Annotated in this window: 24 protein-coding genes; 9 read left to right on the top strand and 15 right to left on the bottom strand. The window is 72.7% G+C overall.

What is annotated here, in order from left to right:
• Positions 1-23: 23 nt before the first annotated feature.
• The 7 genes from gcvH to V1633_RS16320 all read right to left on the bottom strand — a co-directional run bounded on the left by gcvH (position 24) and on the right by V1633_RS16320 (position 5,338).
• On the bottom strand, positions 24-404 hold the full coding sequence (gene gcvH / locus V1633_RS16290; RefSeq protein ID WP_331215153.1) for a glycine cleavage system protein GcvH: 381 nt from the start codon (positions 402-404) through the stop codon (positions 24-26).
• Between the two features lie 63 nt (positions 405-467).
• Positions 468-1,436, bottom strand: coding sequence for a DUF881 domain-containing protein (locus V1633_RS16295; RefSeq protein ID WP_331215154.1), 969 nt, complete (start codon positions 1,434-1,436; stop codon positions 468-470).
• 9 nt (positions 1,437-1,445) lie between these two features.
• Entirely contained in the window at positions 1,446-1,778 is a 333-nt protein-coding gene (locus tag V1633_RS16300) for a small basic family protein (RefSeq protein ID WP_331215155.1), read from the bottom strand.
• The gene (locus V1633_RS16305) at positions 1,775-2,686 is read right to left on the bottom strand and encodes a DUF881 domain-containing protein (protein WP_331215156.1); all 912 of its coding nucleotides are present in this window, start codon (positions 2,684-2,686) and stop codon (positions 1,775-1,777) included. The genes V1633_RS16300 and V1633_RS16305 overlap by 4 nt, the downstream gene beginning before the upstream one ends.
• Entirely contained in the window at positions 2,683-3,342 is a 660-nt protein-coding gene (locus tag V1633_RS16310) for a CDP-alcohol phosphatidyltransferase family protein (RefSeq protein ID WP_407952023.1), read from the bottom strand. The genes V1633_RS16305 and V1633_RS16310 overlap by 4 nt, the downstream gene beginning before the upstream one ends.
• A 373-nt stretch (positions 3,343-3,715) precedes the next feature.
• Complete coding sequence (locus V1633_RS16315; RefSeq protein WP_331215157.1) at positions 3,716-4,108, bottom strand: DUF2267 domain-containing protein; 393 nt, start codon at positions 4,106-4,108, stop codon at positions 3,716-3,718.
• A 111-nt stretch (positions 4,109-4,219) separates the two neighbouring features.
• A complete protein-coding gene (locus tag V1633_RS16320; protein WP_331215158.1) occupies positions 4,220-5,338 on the bottom strand; it encodes a golvesin C-terminal-like domain-containing protein in 1,119 nt (372 codons plus the stop codon).
• A 272-nt stretch (positions 5,339-5,610) separates the two neighbouring features.
• Here V1633_RS16320 and V1633_RS16325 point away from each other — a divergent pair, with 272 nt between their 5' ends.
• Positions 5,611-7,017: a selenium-binding protein SBP56-related protein gene (locus tag V1633_RS16325; protein WP_331215159.1), complete on the top strand. Its 1,407-nt coding sequence runs from the start codon at positions 5,611-5,613 to the stop codon at positions 7,015-7,017.
• A complete protein-coding gene (locus tag V1633_RS16330; RefSeq protein WP_331215160.1) occupies positions 7,014-7,655 on the top strand; it encodes a hypothetical protein in 642 nt (213 codons plus the stop codon). The genes V1633_RS16325 and V1633_RS16330 overlap by 4 nt, the downstream gene beginning before the upstream one ends.
• Before the next feature lie 20 nt (positions 7,656-7,675).
• On the opposite strand, the gene V1633_RS16335 is transcribed toward V1633_RS16330, so the two are convergent.
• On the bottom strand, positions 7,676-8,884 hold the full coding sequence (locus V1633_RS16335) for an XdhC family protein (protein ID WP_331215161.1): 1,209 nt from the start codon (positions 8,882-8,884) through the stop codon (positions 7,676-7,678).
• A 244-nt stretch (positions 8,885-9,128) separates the two neighbouring features.
• On the opposite strand from V1633_RS16335, the gene V1633_RS16340 reads away from it, so the two are divergent.
• Entirely contained in the window at positions 9,129-9,338 is a 210-nt protein-coding gene (locus tag V1633_RS16340) for a phosphatidylethanolamine-binding protein (RefSeq protein WP_331215162.1), read from the top strand.
• A complete protein-coding gene (locus tag V1633_RS16345; protein ID WP_331215163.1) occupies positions 9,335-9,853 on the top strand; it encodes a hypothetical protein in 519 nt (172 codons plus the stop codon). Before V1633_RS16340 ends, V1633_RS16345 begins: the two co-directional genes overlap by 4 nt.
• A gap of 32 nt (positions 9,854-9,885) precedes the next feature.
• Here the strand turns inward: V1633_RS16345 and V1633_RS16350 are convergent, their stop codons facing one another.
• The gene (locus V1633_RS16350) at positions 9,886-10,125 is read right to left on the bottom strand and encodes a hypothetical protein (protein ID WP_331215164.1); all 240 of its coding nucleotides are present in this window, start codon (positions 10,123-10,125) and stop codon (positions 9,886-9,888) included.
• A gap of 236 nt (positions 10,126-10,361) precedes the next feature.
• On the opposite strand from V1633_RS16350, the gene V1633_RS16355 reads away from it, so the two are divergent.
• Positions 10,362-11,015, top strand: coding sequence for a hypothetical protein (locus V1633_RS16355; RefSeq protein WP_331215165.1), 654 nt, complete (start codon positions 10,362-10,364; stop codon positions 11,013-11,015).
• A 19-nt stretch (positions 11,016-11,034) separates the two neighbouring features.
• Here V1633_RS16355 and V1633_RS16360 read toward each other — a convergent pair whose 3' ends face one another.
• Positions 11,035-11,211: a hypothetical protein gene (locus V1633_RS16360; RefSeq protein WP_407952024.1), complete on the bottom strand. Its 177-nt coding sequence runs from the start codon at positions 11,209-11,211 to the stop codon at positions 11,035-11,037.
• Between the two features lie 132 nt (positions 11,212-11,343).
• Between V1633_RS16360 and V1633_RS16365 the strand changes: the two genes are divergently transcribed.
• Complete coding sequence (locus V1633_RS16365) at positions 11,344-12,459, top strand: SRPBCC domain-containing protein (RefSeq protein WP_331215166.1); 1,116 nt, start codon at positions 11,344-11,346, stop codon at positions 12,457-12,459.
• A 15-nt stretch (positions 12,460-12,474) separates the two neighbouring features.
• On the opposite strand, the gene V1633_RS16370 is transcribed toward V1633_RS16365, so the two are convergent.
• From V1633_RS16370 to V1633_RS16380, 3 genes are all read right to left on the bottom strand, one after another.
• On the bottom strand, positions 12,475-13,809 hold the full coding sequence (locus tag V1633_RS16370) for an exo-beta-N-acetylmuramidase NamZ family protein (RefSeq protein WP_331215167.1): 1,335 nt from the start codon (positions 13,807-13,809) through the stop codon (positions 12,475-12,477).
• 103 nt (positions 13,810-13,912) lie between these two features.
• A complete protein-coding gene (locus V1633_RS16375) occupies positions 13,913-14,110 on the bottom strand; it encodes a hypothetical protein (RefSeq protein ID WP_331215168.1) in 198 nt (65 codons plus the stop codon).
• A gap of 178 nt (positions 14,111-14,288) precedes the next feature.
• A complete protein-coding gene (locus tag V1633_RS16380; protein ID WP_331215169.1) occupies positions 14,289-15,248 on the bottom strand; it encodes a helix-turn-helix domain-containing protein in 960 nt (319 codons plus the stop codon).
• A 189-nt stretch (positions 15,249-15,437) separates the two neighbouring features.
• Here V1633_RS16380 and V1633_RS16385 point away from each other — a divergent pair, with 189 nt between their 5' ends.
• The 3 genes from V1633_RS16385 (at position 15,438) to V1633_RS16395 (ending at position 18,484) form a co-directional block, all read left to right on the top strand.
• Positions 15,438-16,238, top strand: a complete 801-nt coding sequence (locus V1633_RS16385; protein WP_331215170.1) for an alpha/beta hydrolase — start codon at positions 15,438-15,440, stop codon at positions 16,236-16,238.
• Positions 16,235-17,017: an MBL fold metallo-hydrolase gene (locus tag V1633_RS16390; protein WP_331215171.1), complete on the top strand. Its 783-nt coding sequence runs from the start codon at positions 16,235-16,237 to the stop codon at positions 17,015-17,017. The genes V1633_RS16385 and V1633_RS16390 overlap by 4 nt, the downstream gene beginning before the upstream one ends.
• A 324-nt stretch (positions 17,018-17,341) precedes the next feature.
• Complete coding sequence (locus V1633_RS16395) at positions 17,342-18,484, top strand: hypothetical protein (RefSeq protein ID WP_331215172.1); 1,143 nt, start codon at positions 17,342-17,344, stop codon at positions 18,482-18,484.
• A 31-nt stretch (positions 18,485-18,515) separates the two neighbouring features.
• Here the strand turns inward: V1633_RS16395 and selB are convergent, their stop codons facing one another.
• The gene (selB, locus tag V1633_RS16400; RefSeq protein WP_331215173.1) at positions 18,516-20,282 is read right to left on the bottom strand and encodes a selenocysteine-specific translation elongation factor; all 1,767 of its coding nucleotides are present in this window, start codon (positions 20,280-20,282) and stop codon (positions 18,516-18,518) included.
• Positions 20,283-20,314: 32 nt separating this feature from the next.
• The gene (selA, locus tag V1633_RS16405) at positions 20,315-21,631 is read right to left on the bottom strand and encodes an L-seryl-tRNA(Sec) selenium transferase (RefSeq protein ID WP_331215222.1); all 1,317 of its coding nucleotides are present in this window, start codon (positions 21,629-21,631) and stop codon (positions 20,315-20,317) included.
• Positions 21,632-21,713 lie beyond the last annotated feature (82 nt).

Consider the following 21,713-nt stretch of genomic DNA (forward strand, 5'->3'; position numbering starts at 1 on the left):
ACCACACGCCGGCCTCACCGCCATCAGCTCCCGGTCAGCTCCTGGTACGCCGACGCGGAGAGCAGCCCGGCCACCGCGGCCGGATCACTCGGGGCGAGCTGAACCAACCAGCCCGCCCCGTACGGGTCGGTGTTGATCACCTCAGGAGTATCGACCAACTGATCATTACGCGCCACCACCGTGCCACTCACCGGCGCGTACAACTCCGACACGCTCTTGGTCGACTCGACCTCGCCGAAGGACTCCCCAGCCTCGACGGTCGCCCCCTCCTCGGGGAGCTGGACATACACGATGTCACCCAACGCGTCCTGCGCGAAGTGGGTAATCCCCACCCGCACCGGCCCGCTACCGTCGCCCGCCACCCACTCGTGCTCGGCGGTGTACCGCAGGTCCTCAGGAATCACCAGACGCGTCCTTCTCCATCGCACCGATCCACCGGGCCGGACCACCCGACCCGGCCACGCCGGTCAAGAGACCGGTCGCGCATACTGCAGGTCCTTCTGCGGGCTCAGGGCCGTCACCTCGACCACGTCCCGCTCCTCGATCGTCACGTTACCGCCGTCGCCACCAACCGACGCCACCACCCCGCCCGGGATGTTCAACGCGGTCCGCATCGTCGTCGGATCACCCACCACCAGAATCGTGTACGGGCCGGTGAGCCGCCGCCCACCCACCGAGATCCCACCATCGGCGTCAAGAAAGTACGTCGACGCGACAATCCGCACCGCGGCACCGTCACCACCGGTGATCTGCATCGCCTCCGCACCCGCCCCCCGCAGCTCCTGCACCGCGTCAAGCACCCGCGACGCCGCGATCGGCTTCCGCACCGGCACGAACCCCACCGCCAGCCCCGGACCCCGCACCGGCAACGTCCCCGCCAGCACACCCAACTCGTCCGCACGGCGGGTCGCCTCGTCCAACGCCGCCTGCTGCCCCTCGACCCCGGAACTCAGCTGACGCTGACTGTTCTCCAACCCGGTGATGTCCTGCCGGACCCGCTCCTCCTGCGCGTCCAGGTCCGACAGGATCCGCACCAGATCCTCCTGCCGGGCCGACTCCAACGACGCGTCGGTCGAATTCGTCCGCAACTGCACCACAAGAGTGAAACCCAGCACCGCCAACAGCACCGCGATCATCACGCTCGCCGAGCTGAACCGTCGCGACCTGCCGACCACCGCCGTGCCCTGGTCCGCCGCCCCGTCCGCCGAGTCCCCGCCGGTGACCGCCGCCCCGATCGGCACCGTCACCTCGTCGGACCCGATCGGCACGGTCGCCTCGGCGTCCGACCCGACCGCACCGCCCGGCACCGACGAACCACCCACACCGGTCACCGCCGCCGACCCGCCGACAGCACGCCCGTCCACACCCGCCGACCCAGCGGAATCCTCCGACTCCGCCAGACCACCGACACCGTCCCCCTCGGGCTTCTCCGCCATCGTGCCAACCTACGCCCGGAACAGGTGCCGACGAATAGCCGCCACATTGCCGAAGATCCGCACGCCCAGGACCACCACGACCCCCGTCGACAACTGCCCACCCACGCCGAGCTGATCCCCCAGATACACGATGATCCCCGCGACCAGCACGTTCGAGATGAACGACACCACGAACTGCTTGTCGTCGAAGATCCCGTCCAGCTTCGCCCGCACCCCACCGAACACCGCGTCCAACGCGGCCACCACCGCGATCGGCAGATACGGCTGCAACGCCGACGGCACCGACGGATCCAACCAGACGCCGAGACCCACCCCGACGAGCAACGCGAACACAGCGATCATCGGCCGCCTCCGGACGGACTGGGGGACGTCCCACCACCACTCGACGAGGGCCCCGGCGAGGTGGGCTCGACAGCGGGCGTGGCATACCGCAACTGCGGCTCGGTCGCCGCCGGCAATGTCAGGTCATCAACACCGCGGAAGTCGAACGACATCCCGTACTCCTCCGAGACACTCCGCAGCAACCGCGCCGCGGCGCTGTCCTCGAACCGCCGGCCCATCTGCCCGGGACCGATCGCCGACACCTCGTAGGGCCCGATGACCGGCTTGAAATCCACCAGGATCGCCCCACCCGCCGCCCGGATGGTCGACGTGGCGGTGAGCCGCTGCCCGTTGATCGAAATCGCCTCCGCTCCGACGCTCCACAACGCGTTCGCGATGTCCTGAAGATCACGGTCCAGCACCCGGCCCAGATTCGTCCCGCCGGCCCCGGTCACCGCGTCGGCGTTCGACGGCGCGTCCGCGACCCGCACCACCACACCGTCCCCACGGACCCGACCCAGACCGGTCGCCGCCTCCAGCTGCCGCAGCCGGGCCACCGCACTCCCGGACAGCGCCGAGTCCCGCTGCCGGGTCACCTCCGCCCGAAGCCGCTCCGCCTGCGACGTCAACGCCGCGTTCTCCGCCTCCCGCTGCCTGATCTGCGCCGCCAGACCCGCCCGCGCCTCACTACGGCTCGGCTCCGCCGCGACCGTCTGACGGTAGGCCACGGTCAGCAGGAAACCCAGGGCGACAAGTGTCAGCACACTCACCATCCGGACCGAGGAGCGCCGCCACCCGACGACGACGCGTCCGGCGGCCTCGTGACGCCGTCGCTGCTCCGCGGCCGCGGCGTAACCCGGGTCGAGCGGGTTACGGAACAACTCGGTGAGGAAGTCGGGCGTGAAGGCTCGCCCGCCGCGCTCGGTCATCCCGTCCCTGCCCGAACCGACCGGGCCAACCGGATCAGCCGCACCGCCTGCACCACGTACAGCACCCCCGCCAGCCAGTAGAGCGCCAGACCCCACCAGGCCAGCCCCCAGCCGATCGCCCCGGCGGCGGTCGAAGCGCCCGGCACCGCGTGGGCCAGCAGCAGCACCGGGAACGCGAGCAGCAGGACAAACGTCGCCGTCTTGCCGAGGTAGTGCACCGGCGGCGGCCGGTAGCCGTACCGGCGCAGCACCGCGAGGTTGACCGTCATCACCACGTCCCGGGCCAGCAGCGCGACGGTGAACTGCCAGGGCACGACCTCGCGGACGGTCAGCGCGACCAGCGTCGCCAGGATGTAGAGCCGGTCCGCGACCGGATCGAGAAGCTCACCGAGCCGGCTGACCTGTTGCAGTCGACGCGCGACGTAGCCGTCGACCCAGTCGGTCAGCCCACCGACCCCCAGGACGACGACGGCGGCGACGTCGGCGGCATCGGTCCGCACCACCAGGAACAGGTACAGGAAGACCGGGACGCCGAGCAGGCGGGTGAAGCTGATCAGGTTGGGCACGGTGAGGACCCGGCCCATCGCGGCGGTCTGCTCGGAGCCGTCGCCACCGGTTGGCTGGGCACCAGTCGCCCGCGCCGGCCGACGCGCCACCGATCCTCCCTCCGCGCCACGGTCCGATCCGCCCGCCCTCGACAACGGGCGGCGATCCAGGAACGGTACGCGCTCCGGCCGGCGCTCCCCCGCCCGGTGAAGCCGACCCGGGGACGCCGGTGTTTGACAGAAGCGCGGGATCCAGACGTGTGCACCCCGTGCCGCTCAACGCTGAGCCACTATATCCGGCCTCGTGTTTTCCCTCTCGGCGCGCACGCCGGGCGGCGTCGGATCGTGTAGATCAGATCTTGTGAGCTGGGGCACAACGCGTACGGCATCCTAGGATGCTAGTTAGATAGCCTGAAGCATGTCGGCCCGCCGTCGAGGCCCGGTCGGTCACCACGGTGGTGGTGGTTGCCGGGGGTGAGAACGGTCAGCCGCTCAGGTTGGCCCGGCCGAACAGCGGGGCGTACCCGGACGGCAGCTGGGTCAGCACGTCGTTCAGCTCCCCGCCGGAGATCGCCTCGGCGACCGTACAGAGCACCGCGCTGGCGTCCCACTCGGCGGTCCGGGCGGTCGCCCCGGCACCGGTCGCCACCCGCCCCAGGAACTCCCGCGCGCCGAAACCGCCGGGGCCACCCTGTGCCGCCGAGATCAGCGTGGCCGCGAGCGGCCCGGGAAGTTGGGCGGCCAGGTCCTCAGCCTCGTCGGGATGCAGTCGCTGGGCCAGGATGCCGAGGACCAGATGGGTCACCCGCTCCGCCTCCGCGGGGTCGGCGTACTCGCCCCGATCCCGCACCTTGGCCAGGAACTCGTCGTACCGCACTCGCCCACCCCCATCCGGAAACCGACGCGACACCGGCTACCGCAGATCGTTACCCACGGTGACGACGATGATGCGCGCCGGCTCCGGAGGGCCGGCGGGTGGGCGGAGAGGTCAGACCCGGGTGATCCGGATGGCGTCGGCGACCACGTACCCGCTGGCGCCGCTCCACCGGCTCACCCCGGCCACGTTCCTGTCCCCGGCGGTCAGGGTGAAGGTGCCCAGGGACCGCCACGCGCCGCCGCCGGTGCTCTGGTCGACCACCACGGTCTGGTTACCGCTCTTCGCCGCCACGATGTACGGCGTCGCGGTGTTGTACCCGGCGATACCCGGATACCAGGCGTCCACCCGGTACGTCCCCTCCGCCGGAATGTTCGCCCGGTACCAGGCGACGTCGCTGACCGCCTCGGGATTCGCGTACCGGTAGTCGGCGCCGTACCGCTCGGCGGAGTACGAGGAGGTCAGCCAGTTGGCGCTGGCGGTGAACCGCCCGGAGGTGGTGTTGTCGACGATCGTGCTGAACGCCGGAGGCGGGGTGCCGCCCCCACCGGCGAGCGCGTCGGCCACGTCCGCGCGCAGTTGCGGCAGCATGCCGTACAGCACGTTGCCCGGGCATGCGGTGGCGACGTAGTCCCGGTGTCCGTAGATCCGGGAGGCGGCGATGCCGTACTGGTCGCAGATGTACGCGCAGAACTGCACGAGCCGGTCGTAGAGGGCCGCCGGTGGGGTGGCGCTGGTGTAGGTGCCCTCGTTCTCGATGCCGATCGACTTGTCGTTCTGGCCGGGGCAGTGCGCCCCGACGACCATCCCGCTGCCGGCGCGCAGCCGGGTGAGGCTGTTGTGCCGGCCCTCCATCACGTAACCGCCACGGCTGATCGTGAAGTGCTGTCCCGAGTCGGACCAGCCGTTGCCGTCCATGTGGAAGTTCTGGATGCTGCGCGCCATCGCGTACGCGTGGGCCTGGGTGTAGGTGGTGCTGTTCGCACCGGCGGTGTGGTGGATCAGGATCTTGTCCGGGTTCGAGGTGATCACGCTGAGCGAGCCGGGGCTGCGGGCGCCCCAGGTGGCGCAGCTGGCGATGGTCGGGGGCTCTACCGCGAGCAGCGTGCCGGCGTCGGGGGCCGCCAGGGCGGGCGTGCCGCCGGCCAGCGACAGACCGCCGGTGGCGGCGCCGACGCCGAGCAGGACCGCGCCGCGTACGACGTCACGGCGGGACAGGGGGTTGCCGGTCACGGCGCCTCCAGAGGGGGTGATGAAGGATTCCTTGCTACAACCGAGCAATGTTGAAGGAATTCTTACCAGACCATCGACGGATGCCGCTAGACCTGCGCCGGACACCTCGGGGCCGCCGCCACGACCAGCCGCACCGGGGGTGCGACAGTCCGCCGTTCGGGACCGTCTTCCGTTAAATCCGACCTTGTCGATAGGTTGGGTAGGCAGCAGATCCGGGCGCGGCCCGGCCCGCACCGGGAAGGGCCGCCGACGGTTGGCGGACAGGAGAAGAGATGACCCGGTGGACCCCCGACCCCAGCTTCTACGCCTCACCCCGGGACGCCCTCGGCGCGCCACCGGAGAAACTCGCCTACGTCGCGGCCTTCGACCGCGGCGCGACCCGGCCCGACGCGATCGCCGTACTCGACGTGGACCCGGACTCCACCGACTACGGCACCGTGGTCGGCTGGACCGACCTGCCGAACCTCGGCGACGAACTGCACCACTTCGGCTGGAACGCGTGCAGCAGCGCGCTCTGCCCCACCGCCCCGCATCCGCACGTCGAACGCCGGTACCTGATCGTCCCCGGGCTCCGGTCGTCGCGGATCCACGTGCTCGACACCGGCCCGGACCCGCGACAGCCGGCGGTGGTCAAGGTGCTGGAGGCGAAGGAGCTGGCCGACGGGGCCGGCTACTCGCGGCCGCACACCGTGCACTGCGGACCCGACGGCATCTACCTCTCGGCGCTGGGCGGGGCGGCCGGCGCCGACGGACCCGGCGGGATCGCGGTGCTCGACCACGACACCTTCGCGGTACGCGGCGCCTGGGAGGCCGACCGGGGACCGCAGTACCTCGCCTACGACTTCTGGTGGCACCTGAACCACGACGTCCTGGTCACCTCCGAGTGGGGCACCCCGTCGATGATCGAGGACGGAATCGTCGGGGAACTGCTGCTCGGTCGGCAGTACGGACACGCGCTGCACTTCTGGGACCTGCGGCGGCGCCGCCACCTGCAGACCGTGGACCTCGGCGACCAGTACCAGATGCCGTTGGAACTGCGCCCCGCGCACGACCCGGCGAAGACGTACGGGTTCGTCGGAGTGGTGGTCAGCGTCGAGGACCTCTCCGCCTCGATCTGGGTCTGGCACCGCGACGGTGAACGCTGGGCGGCGACAAAGGTGATCGACATCCCGGCGGAACCGGCCGACCCGGCACTCCTGCCCGACCTGCTCAAGCCGTTCGGCGCGGTACCGCCGCTGGTCACCGACATCGACCTTTCCGTCGACGACCGGTTCCTCTACGTCTCCTGCTGGGGCACCGGAGAACTGCTCCAGTACGACGTCAGCGACCCGTTCCGGCCGGTGCGGACCGGCTCGGTGCGACTCGGCGGCATCGTCGGGCGCGCCGCGCACCCGGCCCGGCCCGAACTACCGCTCGCCGGCGGCCCGCAGATGGTCGAGGTGAGCCGGGACGGACGTCGGGTCTATCTCACCAACTCCCTCTACGGAGCCTGGGACGACCAGTTCTATCCGGACGGGGTCGGCGCCTGGATGGCGAAGTTGGACGTCGACCCGGAAGCCGGCGGGCTCACGGTCGACCCGAGGTTCTTCCCGCACGGCGACGACTTCCGGGGTCGGCGGGTGCACCAGACCCGGTTGCAGGGCGGAGACGCCTCATCCGACTCGTACTGCTTCCGGTGACCTGGCCACAGCTGGCGGGGCTGGCCGCGCTCGGCGCGTTCCACGGGATCAACCCGGCGATGGGCTGGCTGTTCGCGGTCGCCCGGGGGTTGCAGGAAGGAAACCGGTCGGCGCTGCTGGCCGCGCTGCCGCCGATCGCGGCCGGGCACGCCACGTCCGTCGCGGTGGTGGCCGCCCTGGTAACCGCGACCCGCTCCGCGGTGGCCAGCACCGTCGTCTCGGTGCTCTCCGGCGTGCTGCTGGTCGGCTTCGGCATGTGGCGGCTGCTCGCCCGGCGCCACTTCCGGTGGGTCGGGATGCGGCTGTCCCGGGGACAGTTGGCCGGCTGGTCGTTCCTCGTCTCCTCCGCGCACGGTGCCGGACTGATGCTGCTGCCGGTTCTGCTGGCCGGACCGGCGCCGACGGCGGCCGGGCACGCCGGGCACCTCGGCTCGGCGCCGGCCGGCGCGCTGTCCGGGATCGCCGCCGCCGGGGTGCACACGGTCGCGATGTTCACCGTCGCCACCGGCTGCGCGCTCCTGGTGTACGAGGTGCTGGGCACCGACGTACTCCGCCGGGTCTGGCTCAACCTCGACCGGCTCTGGGCCGGGGTGCTGCTGGTGGCCGGCCTGGTGACCCTGGCCGGCGCGGTGACCTGAGGGCGTGGTGGAACGCGGGTTCAGCGCGGTGACGGCAGCGGACCGGAGGGTGCGGTCTGCGGCGTTGGCACGGGTGGCTCCGTGGGCTCGTCACCGGACGCCGGGATGTCGTGGTGGATCCGACCGTCGAGCCGGGAGAGTCGGCCCCCGGTGCCACCCCACCGACCGGCGACGATCTCCGCGGCGATGCTGACCGCGGTCTCCTCCGGGGTCCGCGCCCCCAGGTCGAGTCCGAGTGGGGAGGAGAGCCGGCCCAGTTCTTCCTCGGTGAGCCCGACGGCCCGCAGTCGGCTCAGCCGGTCCAGATGGGTCCGACGGGAACCCATCGCCCCGACGTACGCCACCGGCAGCCGCAGGGCCACCTCCAGCACCGGTACGTCGAACTTCGGATCGTGGGTCAGCACGCACACCACCGTGCGGCCGTCGACGCGTCCCGCCTCCGCCTCGGCCCGCAGGTAGCGGTGCGGCCAGTCGACCACCACCTCGTCCGCCTCGGGGAACCGCCGCGCGGTGGCGAAGACCGGCCGGGCGTCGCAGACCGTCACCCGGTAACCGAGGAACGTGCCGATCCGGGCCACCGCGGCGGCGAAGTCGATCGCCCCGAACACGATCATCCGGGGCGGGGCGGCGTACGTCGCCACGAAGAGTTGCAGCTCGTCGCCGCGGCGCTGACCGTCGTACCCGTACCGGAGGGTGCCGGTACGGCCGGCGGCGAGCAGCCCGCGCGCGTCGTCGGCCGCCGCCGCGTCCAACCGGTCGGTGCCCAGTGAGCCGGCGGTGCGGTCGGGCCACACCACCAGCCGTCGGCCGACCCGGTGCTCCGGGTCGGTCCCGCCGGTGCCGACACAGGTGACCACCGCGGTCGGGTCGCCGGCCCGGATCGTCGACGCCACCTCGGCGAACTCCGCGAACCCGGCCGGATCGACCCGTTCGACGTAGACGTCGAGGACGCCGCCGCAGGTCAGGCCGACGGCGAAGGCGTCGTCGTCGGTGACGCCGTAGCGCTCGAGGGCCGGCACGCCGGTCCGGGTGACCTCTCTGGCCAGCTCGTAGACCGCGCTCTCCACGCAGCCGCCCGACACGCTGCCCACCACGGTGCCGTCCGGACCGACCAGCATCGTCGCCCCCGCGGCGCGCGGGGCCGAGCGCCAGGTGGCGACGACCGTCGCCACCCCCACCGACTCCCCCGCCCGCCACCAGCGGTCCAACTCGTCCAACACGTCACGCATGGCCGATCACCGGGTCGCCCCTCCTCCCCGCGGTCGCCGGGGTGCCGCCGTCCGGTGCGGCCGGAATCCGGGTGAATCGTCCCATATCCGCCCTTCCCCCGCCGTCGGTGTTGGCGCGTCCGCGACACACATCCATCGAGGGTACGGGCCACCGCGGCCCGGACGAGCGATCGGCGAATGCCCCGGAGCCGGGCGGGTAGACCCACCGGGAACGGCGCCGACACGACGGACGGAGGCGGGCCTGATGCCAGGACCACGACCGGGCAGCAACGCGTACGACGTGGAACGTGCGCGACTGCGCAAACGCGTCGAGAACTCGGGACGTGCCAACGACAAGAAGGCGGACGAGACAGCCAACCGCTACCTGCGGGAGCAACAGGACCGACCCGGTTTCGTCCGGGGCGAGCGCGGTCTGGGGCCGAAGGGCGAGCGCGGCCCGGGTGAGCCGAAATGAGGAGCCGCCTGCCGGGACTGCGACCGGGCGGCAGCTCACCGGGAGCGTGCCTGTCCGACCTCGCGGTCGACGGGGTCATCGCCGGCGCGGTCGGCAGTGTCGCGCTGAACGTCGTGACCTACCTGGACATGACGGTGCGGGCCCGGCCGGCGAGCAGCACCCCGGAGGAGAGTGCCCGGCGCCTGGCCCAGCTGCTGCACATCGGTCTGGGGCCCGAGGACCGGGCGGCGAACCGCCGCTCGGGCCTCGGGCCCCTGCTGGGCTATGCCACCGGCGTGCTGTGCGGTGCCGCCCTCACCGTGATCGGGACACGGCGACTGTCGGCGTCGGTCGCGGCCGTGCTCTACGGAGCCGGCGTGATGGCGGCCGCGGACGGCACCCTGACCGCCCTGCGGGTCACCGATCCCCGCCGCTGGAGCGTCACCGACTGGCTGTCCGACATCGTGCCGCACCTGGCCTACGGCGTCGCTGCGGTGGCCACCCTGCGCCAGGTGGACCGGTACCGGACGGGCTGACCTCGACCGTCCTCACCCGACGCGGAACGCGGTCAGTCGGCGTCTCGGCCGCCGGCCACCGGCCGGGCCCCGCTGCGGCCGGCCGCCCGTCGGTCCGGGTCCTCGGCTACCGGGCGGGCTGTCCGGCCGTACGGGGAGACCTGGTCCGGCGGTACCCGCCGACCGCCGCCGCCACTGGCCCGGGTCGGCTCGTCCGGCCGCGGTCCCTTGCTGTCCTGCACCGTCGGATTCAGTCCGTTGCGGCGCATCTCCGGCTGCTGCACGTTCGTCATCGTCATCCCCTTCCGCCGGCGTGCCGGTCGCCGTCCGCCGGCTGGCGGAGGCTCCGGGGCGGTCTGGTGCCCGCCACGCGGTGTGTGCGGTCTCGGACCGCCTGGACACACCTCCGGCACGCCCACGCCCTGGTTACCCGGGCCGGGTGGCGGCATTCACGCGCCGGGCCACGCCGGGCGCAGCTCGACGTGGCCCGCCGGGGCGTACCGGGGCGGATGGCGGGTAGTTGGGACGGATGGATCGCCAACGCGCACTGGTCCGGGTACTGCTCGACCGGGAGGGCCGCACGTACGCCGAGGAGGCGGGCATCCGGCTCGCCGACCGGCCGGGCCCGTTGTACCAGTTGCTGCTGCTGACCACCCTGCTCAGCACCCGGATCCGGGCCGGGGTGGCGGTCGCCGCCGCCCGGGAGCTCTTCGCCGCCGGCTGCCGTACGCCCCAGGGGACGGCGGCGACGAGCTGGCAGGACCGGGTCGACGCGCTCGGTCGGGGCCACTACCGGCGGTACGACGAACGCACCGCGACGATGCTGGGCAGGTCGGCCGACCTGTGCCTGCAGCGCTGGGGCGGCGACCTGCGGCGTCTGCACCGGGACGCCGGCGGTGACCGGTCCCAGCTGCGTCGTCTGCTCACGGAGTTTCCGGGCATCGGACCCACCGGGGCGGACATCTTCCTGCGTGAGGCACAGGCGGTGTGGACGGATCTGCGCCCGTACACCGATCGTCGGGTGGCCGGTGCGGCCGACCGGCTCGGGCTGCCGTCCGCACCGGACCGGTTGGCCCGGCTCACCGGCGGGAACGACTTTCCGCGGCTGGTCTCCGCGCTGGTCCGGGTCTCCCTCGGACAGGCGTCGATCGGCGAGTTGACCAGGGCCGCCGGCGCGCGGTGACCGGCCGCGGCGGTGCTGGTCAGCTCACCGGCTTGCCACCGGGCCGGGTGAGGTACCAGACCGCCAGTCCGGCCAGGACGGCCAGCAGCAGGACGCTGTTGGTGACTCCACCTCCGTCCTCCGGCCGGTTGCCGAAATAGATGACCGCCAGCGCGGCGCCGATCGACAGCAGCGTCCGCAATCCCTTATTTTTCACGCAAATTACCCTAATGTTCCCGCGCGTCGGGAGCCGACCTTCGACGGACCACCCCCGGTCCGGGTGACGGCCCGTAGGCGCGGGTCACGGGGTCCGTCGATGGTCCCCGGACGGTCGTCGTACAGTCTCGCCGTGACCCAAATCCGGACCAGCGTCGACCTGCGCCATCCCGCGGACCGGGTCTGGCAGGCCCTGACCGACCGCGAGCTGTTGCCCAAGTGGTTCGCCTCGGTCGAGCCGCGCCCGTCGTCGATCAGCCGGTTCGACCTGCGACCGGTGGACCTGCCCGAACTGGCCGAACGGATCACCGTCGAACTGGTCGAACTCGACGCGCCCCGCCGGATCGAGTTGCGCTGGCCGGAGTCCGGGCAGCGGACCCGGCTGGTGTGTGAACTGACGCCGACCGCCGACGGCTGCCAGCTCACCGTGACCCAGTCCGACGACGAGGAGCCGTGGGACCTCGCCGACCCGGACCGACGGCAACGCTGCTACCAGCGGGTCCTCGAGACCAGGTTGCCGGCCGTCCTGGACTGGCTGGCCTTCGGCGAGGTCGACTTCCCGGAACCGGCCGGTCCGGAGCGGGCCGCCGGACCGGTGGTCGCCGCCGCGCCGCTGACCGGCGGATCGACCGGCGCTGCCGCGCCGCCGCGCCGGTCCCGCTACCGGCTCGGTGCCGGGCTGGCGGTCGCGGCGCTGGTCGTCGGCGGGGCGGTGGTGACGGTCGGCCTGCTCAACGGCCGGGCGGCCCAGTCCCCCACCGGCACGCCGCGCGCGTGGGACGTCAGTCCGACACCCGGGCCCAGCTCGGCCGACGCCACGGCGCGCACCCCGGGGGTCGGCGTCGCGACGGCCCAGCCGAGCAGGTCGACCCGCGCGACACCCCAGCGCACCCAGAGCGCCGGCACCGCCCGGACCCCGGACCGGACCGGGCAGCCCCGGCTCACCGCCCGGTACGCCACGGTGGACCGGGACCTCCTCGACTACCAGGGCGAGGTGGTGGTGACGAACGAGGGCGACGGGACCGCCGCCGAGTGGACCCTCGTGATCACCCTGCCCGGCGCCGCCGAGGTGTCGTCGTCCACCGGCGCGGACTACCGCCAGGAGGACCGGCGGGTGACCTTCACCGGCGCCCGGCTGGCCGCCGACGAGTCGTTGACGATCCGGTTCGAGGTGAAGCAGGACGGGCTGCTCGGTCCGAAACAGCCGTCCGACTGTGTCGTGCAGGACCAGGCCTGCGCCGGGCTCTGAGCCCGGCCGGCCCGGTCAGTAGAGCAGGTAGCGCCGTCGGCGGCGGTCGAAGGCGGCGAGTTCGGCGGACCACGCGCCGACCACGTCCCCGACGTCCGCTCCGGCGTCGATCATCGTCCGCAGCCGGGTCGAACCGCTGAGCTTGTCGATCCAGTACGGCCGGGTCGGGTCCCAGCTGTCGGCCCGCCAGGCGAACGCCGGATACTTCCGGGCCTCGACCAGCATCGCCACCGCGGTGCGGATCGGGTCGAAGCGGCCCGGGTCGACGACCTTCACCTCCACGCCCGCGCAGAGCTTGTTGAGCAGGTCCGGCTTCTGCCCGGCGGCGGTCGGCGAGAAGTACGCCTCACGGAACTCCACCCCCGGCAGGTCCCGGGCGGCGAGCCGGTCCACCCAGTGGTAGTCGAAGTCGGTGGCCAGGCCGCCGACCAGCTCGAACGGCCGGGTCGTGCCCCGGCCCTCGGTCATCGACGCGACCCCTTCGAACATTCCGGTACCGGGATAGACCAGTGCGGTGTCCGGGGTCGGCATGTTCGGACTGGGCAGCACCCACGGCACACCGGTCTCGGCGGCCACCTGGTCGCGGCGCCAGTGCCGGCACCGGATCACCGTCAGGTCGACCGCCCGTCCCGCCTCGGTCGGCAGGAACTCGCCGTTGAAGAACCGGGCCAGCTCCCCCACCGTCATGCCGTGCTGCTGGACGATCTCCTTCTTGCCCACCCCGGAGGTGAACGGCGTGGTCATCATCGGCCCGTACGCCCGTCCGCCGACCGGGTTCGGTCGGTCCAGGACGACGTACCGGCGACCGAGCCGGGCGGCGGCGACCATCGAGTCGTACAAGGTCCAGATGTAGGTGTAGAAGCGGGCGCCGACGTCCTGGATGTCGAAGACCACGGTGTCGACCCCGGACTGGGTGATCAACTCGGCCCACTTCGTCTGTGAGGCGCCGTACGCGTCGTAGACGGTGATCCCGGTGCGGGCGTCGGTGCCGGTCCCCTCGCTCCCGCCGGCCTGGGCCGAACCCCGGAAGCCGTGCTCGGGGCCGAACGCGGCGGTCAGCCGGACCTGACCGGAGCCGTGCATCAGGTCGACCAGGTGCCGGTACGTCGCGTCCACCCCGGTCGGGTTGGAGAGCACCCCGACGCGTTGGCCGGAGAGCGCGTCGAACCCGGATCCGACCAGTACGTCGAGACCGGTGGCGACCCGCCGGCCCGGCCCGCCACCGGGCCCGGAACGGTCGGCGTCCCCGGTCGGCCGGGCCGAGGCGGGGGTCGGGGCGAGGGTGGTGGCTGCCGTGGCGCCCAGGGCGCTCGCGGCGGCGGTGCTGGCGAGAAAACTTCTGCGGTGCACGGCGGCCTCCGAGGCGTGATCCGGGGACGGGGGGATCCTCTTCGGAAATTACCTACGCTGCTGAGGCTCGGTCAAGAAGGAAAGCTACATGCCGACTCGTTTCTCAGAGCACCTCAAGGTCGTCCAGCTCGATGTTCTGCATCATCAGCCAACGGGCCAGTCCCGCCATGCCGTACAGCCACAGCGGCGCCGACTCGGTGGGGCCGTTGGTGGCGTAGATGGCGAACCGCAGGTCAGGTGCGCGGTACGCCTCGATTCGCCACCGGTGGGTCCGGTCCCGCCACACCGCCGACGGATCCATTCCCCCACGCTAACGCCCGAACCAGCCCCGTCGACCGGGTTCGGTGCGGGGCACCACCGCGACCGCTTCCCGCGCCGTCGGGCCGGACCGGCCTCGATCCGGTCCCCGTTCGGGATCGCCCCCGCACCATGCCCGCGCGGCACGCCCCGGCCCACGTCCACCGGTGACACCGCCGTGCCTACGGCCGCTCGGTGCCGGCGCGTCGCCACTCGCTCGGCGTCACGCCGTACGCCGCACGGAAGCGTCGGGTGAAGTGGGTGGGATCGCTGAACCCCCAGCGCCCGGCGACCGTGGCGATGGTGCGGTGCCGGCTGGCCGGCCGCAGCAGTTCCGCGCGGGCGCCCCGCAGCCGCTCCCCGATGATCCACTGCTCCAGGCTGAAGTCGGCCTGCTCGCAGACCTTGTAGAGGTAGCGCAGCGAGACGCCGTGCGCGGCCGCGATGCTGGCCGGACGCAGTCGCGGATCGGCGAGGTGCTGGCGGACGTACGCGCGGACCCGGGTGAGCAGTGTTTCGGCCAGCATCGCCCGGGAAAGCCCCTCGGCGTGCGCGGCGGACGCCAGCAGGGCCCGGGCCAACTCGATGCTGGCACTGCCCAGCGACGGTGCCGCCGCGTCGACACTGAGCCGGCCCGGGTCGGCCGTCAGGTGTCCGACGTGACTGGCGACCACGGGATAGAGCGGGCTGCTGCGCAACCGCCCGAGAGCCCGCCGGATGACGTCGACGGGCAGCCCGAGCAGGTCGACGGGAATCTGGACGCAGCCAGCCGCCCCGTCCCCGGACCAGGAGAAGTCGTACGGCGCGGAGAGGTCGACCGCCATCAGCTCGCCGGGTACGACCGTCTGCTGGTGGGCCAACTGCTCGTGCCGCCCCTCGGCACGCCGCTGTACCGAGAACGCGACCACCGGCATCGTGTCCTGCCGGGCCTGCCTGGCGGTACGCAACAGCCGGATACCGGACGCCTCGGTGGTGAAAACGCGGGCGTTCCCGAGCTCCCACAGTCCCATCCGGGCGTACACGTCACCGTCCGGGTGCTCGTGAAGCACGTAACACGGCGCGGCGGCGTTCACCATCGTCGCGCGGACCGCCTCGACGCGGTCGCCGGTCGGCAGTTGCGCGGTGTCGAGGACAACGGGCATCGCAGCACCTTCCATCCGGTGCACCCGCCCGTGGCCGGGTGTGCACGGTGGGCCGAGAAACGGTGCACGTACAGCCCCGTCACCGACGCGCTCCGCTCATAACGTTCCCACTCGAGTTTTACGGGGAGGTTTTCGTGCCGAGCGGATCGGGAGATCCGGCCCGCCCGGCCCCACTTTCGAGGAGCGCGCATGACCGCACCCGACACCGTCGTCCTCGTCCACGGCTTCTGGGTCACCCCACGCAGTTGGGAAAACTGGATCGCGCACTACGAGCAGCGCGGATTCCGGGTTCTCGCGCCCGGGTACCCGGGTTTCGAGGTCGAGGTCGAGGCGCTCAACGCCGACCCCGCGCCGATTCTGGCGGTGACCGTGCCGAAGATCATCGAACACCTCACGGCGGTGATCAACGACCTGCCGACGCCACCGGTCATCATCGGCCACTCGGCCGGCGGGGCGTTCACCCAGATCCTGCTCGACCGCGGCCTCGGCGCGGCCGGCGTGGCGCTGAACTCGGCACCGACCGAGGGCGTCCGGGTGGTACCGCTGTCACAGGTCAGGTCGACGTTCCCGGTGCTGAAAAGCCCCGCCAACCGGCACCGGGCGGTCGGCCTCACCGCCGAGCAGTGGCAGTACGCCTTCACCAACACGTTCACCGAGGAGGAGGGGCGCGCCCTCTACCAGCGCTACCACATCCCGGCCAACGGCGGCATCCTCTGGGGCAGCGTGCTGGCCAACTTCCAGCCCGGACACCAGGACACCTGGGTCGACTACCACAACAACAACCGGGCACCGCTGCTGTTCGTCTCCGGGTCCGAGGACCACATCATGCCGCCGGCGATCCAGCGGTCCAACGCCAAGCACTACAAGTCCGACACCATCACCGAGATCAGGGAGTACGAGGGGTACGCACACCTGCTGCCGGCCCAGAAGGGTTGGGAGGAGATCGCCGACCACGTACTCGACTGGGCGCTGCGGCACGCCCGGTCATGACCGGCGTCCGCCTCACCCACATCGGTGGGCCGACCGTGCTCATCGAATTCGACGGCTGGCGGATCCTGACCGACCCGACATTCGACCCGGCCGGACGGCGGTACGCGTTCGGCTGGGGCACCTCGTCACGGAAACTCACCGGGCCGGCGCTGGCCGCCGACGCGGTGGGACCGATCGACGCGGTGCTGCTCAGCCACGACCACCACGGCGACAACCTCGACGATGCCGGTCGGAAGCTGCTGCCGTCGGCGCGGACCGTGATCACCACCGAGTCGGGGGCGGCCCGGCTCGGCGGCCACGCGGTCGGGCTCACCCCATGGTCCTCGACCCGACTGGTCCGACCGGGTCTGCCCGCCATCGACGTGAGCGCCACCCCGTGCCGGCACGGCCCACCGCTGAGCGGGCCGATCGTCGGCGAGGCGACCGGGTTCGCGCTGGCCTGGGAGGGGCAGCGGCACGGCGCCCTGTGGATCACCGGCGACACCGTGCTGTACGGCGGGGTCCGCGAGGTCGCCGGCCGGCTGCCGGTCGGCCTCGCCCTCGTCCACCTCGGCGGCGTCCGGTTCCCGGTGACCGGGCCGGTGCGCTACACGATGACCGCCCGCGAGGCCGTGGAGCTGTGCCGCGCCGTCCGGCCGCACACCGTCGTTCCCGTCCACTACGAGGGCTGGCAGCACTTCCGGCAGCCACCGTCGAACGCCCGACGCGCGTTCGACCGGGCACCCGACGTGCCCGTCCGCTGGCTCGACATCGGCGCTCCCACCGACCTGGAGACCTGAGACCCGGGACGGCGCAGACCTCGCCGGGCCGGCGAGGCTCCCGGCCGGCAGGGCTGATCCCCGGCCGGGCTCCGGGCCGGCGGGACGGATCGAACCGGCGACCGGTTTCCGGGCCCGCCGATCCGCGACGACCAGGTCGAGCGCGGACGGGGCCGTCGTCGTGCCGGCGCCCGGAGAGTCCGCTGTGGTCGAGAGTTCATTTGTCGTTTGATGCCGGAACCCCGTCCGGGACCGGCCAGCCCGCGAAGATCGGTGAGGATCGAAGCCGGTGCGTCGCTCCGACCACCAGAACCGAGGTTGCCGCCGTCGGAAGGACGCCCGCTGATGCCTGGACAGTTGACCCGACGAACTCTGCTCGCGAGCGTCCCGGCCACCGGCCTGGCCATGACGATCCCTGGCGTGTCCCACGCGGAGGAGTTGACGTACGCCGCGTTTCGTGTCGTACGCCGCCGACCCGACGTACCCGGTCAACCGCAGATCACGCTGCCGGCGGGTTACGAGATCCTGCCTGGCGCCGCGTACTCGGTGGCCTCTCGGGCGGAGTACTACACGTTCGTACGTGGCCCACGGAATGCCGCCGGCATCGAGGTGACGGTCCGGTGGCCGGACACCCGGGTGGAGGCGGTCATCCACCAGGATCTCCACCTGGAGATGCGTCCCGATCCCGCCGACCGGCACAGTTTCGCCTTCAGTTTGCCCATGACCCAGCCGTCGGCCGACGCGAACCAACCGACGCTCCAGGTCTGGAGCATGCCCGACGTCTCGCCGGGGATGAACTACCGGATCGAGCACAACGACCCCGACCGCGTCGCCGGACCGTGGACGACGGTGCCGTGGCCGGCCAACCCCGTCAGGTCGGTGATCCACCAGCTCGTCGCGGCACATGCGATCTGTCGGGACTCGGGCATGGTCGAGATCGCGGCCGCCAAGGGACACCGGTTCGTCCTGATGGGGTTCGAGACCAACAACACCCTGCATGCCGACAACCCTCCGCACTGGCACATCTCCTACAACTCCGGTCGCGACTTCAGCGCGCCGACGCACAATCCGCACTTCTGGCTCGACCCGGAGGGTCGCAACTTCTACAACGGCATGGACGTCAGCGGGCTCGGACGGCTCCGGTACTACGTCGGCGAGCCCGCCCCGCTGTACGACTTCGTCGGCGACGCGAACGGCGGACGGGGAAACCTCGTGCTGACCTTCACGCTTCGCGAGGACGGCGGCATCGACATCCAGCCGGCCGACGGCCCGGGTTACGCGATCGCGGCCGGACGCGACGGTGGTCTGATCGACGAGGTCACCGCGCTGCGGGACGGGGCGCCCTGGCTACGGATCACGACCAACGACCGGGTCCGCCACGGTGTGCTGAACGTACGGGTCAGGGGCCTGCAGAACCCGGCCGAGTCCTACACCCGGGTCTACCGCTACGACCGGCTCACCGGCGTGCTGGACGCGAGCCGACAGTAACCCGCCCGGAACTCGGACCAGGACCGCAGGGTCAGGAGGCCGGGTGCACCACGATCCGGGCGTCGTCCGGTAGACGCCGGGTGGCGCCCCGCCGGTCGAGCAGTTCCAGCAGCGGTACGGCGACCCGACGGGTCGTACCGAGCGCCTGCCGGGCGGTGCTGAGGGTGAACGGTTGCGGCAGCCCGGCCAGCACCCGGACCGCCTCGTCGACCGCGCCGGGCAGCAGCACGACGTTGTCGGCCAGCCGGAGCAGCGCGCCGGCCCGTACCGCCGCGCCGATCTCCCGGTGCCCGAGGCCGACCTCGGCGAGCCGGGCCGCCTCCGGAGCGACGAACGGCCGCTCGGCCAGCTCCGCCCCGATCCGCCGGACCGCCCGGACGACCTGCTCCGGCAGCACGCCGGTCGCGGCGCCGGGCCCGACCCGGCCGCCCCGGACAACCAGCGGCGCGGCGACCAGGGCCTCGACCAGCGCCCGGTCGGGCAGGCCGAGCAGCCGGCGCAGCGTGTCGACCGGGATCCCCGGTTCCAGCGGATGTGCCGCCGACCACCGGGACACCTCGGCGCCGAGCCGGCGGCCCAACTCCCGCCAGTGCGTGGGGTCGGCGTGCCAGTCGCCGGCCACCGGGGCGGTCGTCACGGTGACCCCCATCCGTTCCAGGTCACGCCGCCGGGCCAGGCCACGGCGGCGCAACTCGCCGGCTTCGTCGGGCCGCCCGTCCAGGCCGGCCAGTACGCCGGCGCGCAGCGCCGCCGCACCTCGACGGGCCAACCCCGGCGGTACGACGTCGAGCACGGTCACCCCGCCGGCCACGTGCCGCCGCCCGGGGTCACGCAGCAGGGCCCGGTCGCCGACCCGCAGCGGCAGTCGCCGGTCCAGTCGCAGCCGGGCGGTGTCCGGGCCGAGCGGACGTACCCGGGCCGGGACGGCCGCCGCGCCGACGTGCAGCATCACCTCCGCCGGCAGCTCCCGCACCGGGTCACCGGCCAGCCGGACGTCGATCAGTTCGGTGTGCTGGAACAGGTCCGGCGTGAGCAGCGCGTCGCCTCGCCCGACCCGGTCCCTCGGTACGCCGCGCAGGTTCACCGCGACCCGGGCCACCCCGGTCACCCGGGGCAGTGGGGTGCCCAGCGACTGGAGTCCCCGGACCCGGACCCGTGCCCCGGTGCCGGTCAACTCCAGTTCGTCGTCGACCCGAAGTTCCCCGCCGCCGAGGGTGCCGGTGACCACCGTGCCACTGCCCCGGACGGTGAAGGCCCGGTCAACCCAGAACCGTACCGGCGCCACCGGATCCGGCACCGGCAACCGGGCGGCGAGCCGGTCCAGCGCGGTCCGGAGTTCCGGCAGACCGCGGCCGGTGACCGCGCTGACCGCGACCGTCTCGACCGCCCCCAGCGAGGTGCCGGCGATCTCCGCCCGCGCCTGCGCGATCGCGTCGGCCGGATCAGCCAGGTCGGTCCGGGTCACCACCAGCAGGCCGTACCGGACCCCGAGCGCGTGCAACGCGGCGAGGTGCTCGGCGGACTGCGGTTTCCAGCCCTCGTCGGCGGCGACGACCAGCAGCGCGGCCGGCGCCGGCCCGACCCCGGCCAGCATGTTCGGCACGAACCGCTCGTGCCCGGGTACGTCGACGAAGGCGACGACGGTGCCGGAGGGCAGAGTGGTCCAGGCGAAGCCGAGGTCGATGGTCATGCCCCGGCGCCGTTCCTCGGCCCACCGGTCGGGTTCCATCCCGGTCAGCGCCCGGACCAGGGTGGACTTTCCATGGTCGACATGGCCGGCGGTGGCGACGACCCGCATGTCAGCCGTCCCACCCGGCGCCGTGCGACACGTCAGTTCTCCCGCCACGGGCCGGGCACCCGCAGTACGGCGGCCCGCACCGCGTCGTCGTACTCGGCCGGTACGCAGCGCAGGTCGAGCAGCAGCCGGCCCCGTTCCAGCCGACCGATCACCGGTGGTTCGCCCCGGCGCAGCGGAGCCGCGTACGTCTCGGGCAGGGCGAGCGCCCACGACTCGAGCGTGACCTCCGGCGCTCCCCCGCCACCCACCACGGCGGCCGCGGCGACCACCTCGGTCTTCAGTCCGGCCGCGGCGAGTTGGTCCCGTAACCGTTCGGTCCGCAGTCGCAGCGCGCCCGAGGTGGCCCGCAGCGCCCGCCAGGTGGGGGTCTCCGGGCCGGTCAGGGTCGCCTCCAACGCGGCCAGCGTCAGTTTGTCCACCCGCAACGCCCGGGCCAGCGGATGCCGGCGCAGCCGCTCGACCAGCTCCGTGTCACCGAGCAGCAGCCCGGCCTGGGGGCCACCGAGCAGTTTGTCGCCGCTGGCGGTGACCAGGGTCGCGCCGGCCCGCAGCGCCGTGGCGGCGTCCGGCTCGGCGGGCAGCAGTGCATCCGGGGCCAGCAGTCCGGAGCCGATGTCCGCCACCACCGGTACGCCGAGGCCGGCCAGCGCCCCGACCGGAACGGCGGCGGTGAAACCACGGACGACGAAGTTGGACGGATGCACCTTGAGCAGGAACGCGGTCTGTGGTCCGAGCGCCGCCGCGTAGTCGGCCAGCGAGGTGCGGTTGGTGGTGCCGACCTCGCGCAGTCGGGCCCCGGTGCTGGTCAGCAGGTCCGGCAGCCGGAAACCGTCGCCGATCTCCACCAGTTCACCCCGGCTCACCACGATCTCCCGTCCGCCGCCGGCGAGCACCGTCGCGACCAGGGCGAGCGCGGCGGCACCGTTGTTGACCACGTGTACCGCGCCGGCCGCCGGGACGGCCGAGGCGAGGGCGGCCAGCGCACCCCGACCCCGCCGGGCCCGCCGCCCGGTCCGCAGGTCGAGTTCGACATCGGTGTGCCCGGCGGCCGCGACGACCGCGTTGACCGCCGCCGTCGACAGCGGCGCCCGGCCGAGGTTGGTGTGCAGGACGACGCCGGTCGCGTTGAGCACCGGGCGCAGCGCGGCGGTGTCCGGAAGTTCGGCGAGGGCGACCGCGAGCACCTGCTCCGGCGGGATCTCGCCCCGCCGGGCCCGGTCCTGGACGTCGCCGACCACCGCCCTGAGCCGGGCCCGGCCGAGCGTGGCCCCGGCGGCGGCGAGCCGTGGGTCGGCGAGCAGCACGTCGGTGCGTGGCACCCGCCGCCGAGGGTCGACCGCCCCGTTCATCCCCACCCCGTTCCGCACCCCTTACCCCTCGGCATTTGACCACGCGTGATCGACCGGCGTGGCCGAAACGTCCGACTACCTC

This window comes from Plantactinospora sonchi (genome assembly GCF_036422035.1).
In the GTDB taxonomy this organism is placed as follows: domain Bacteria; phylum Actinomycetota; class Actinomycetes; order Mycobacteriales; family Micromonosporaceae; genus Plantactinospora; species Plantactinospora sonchi.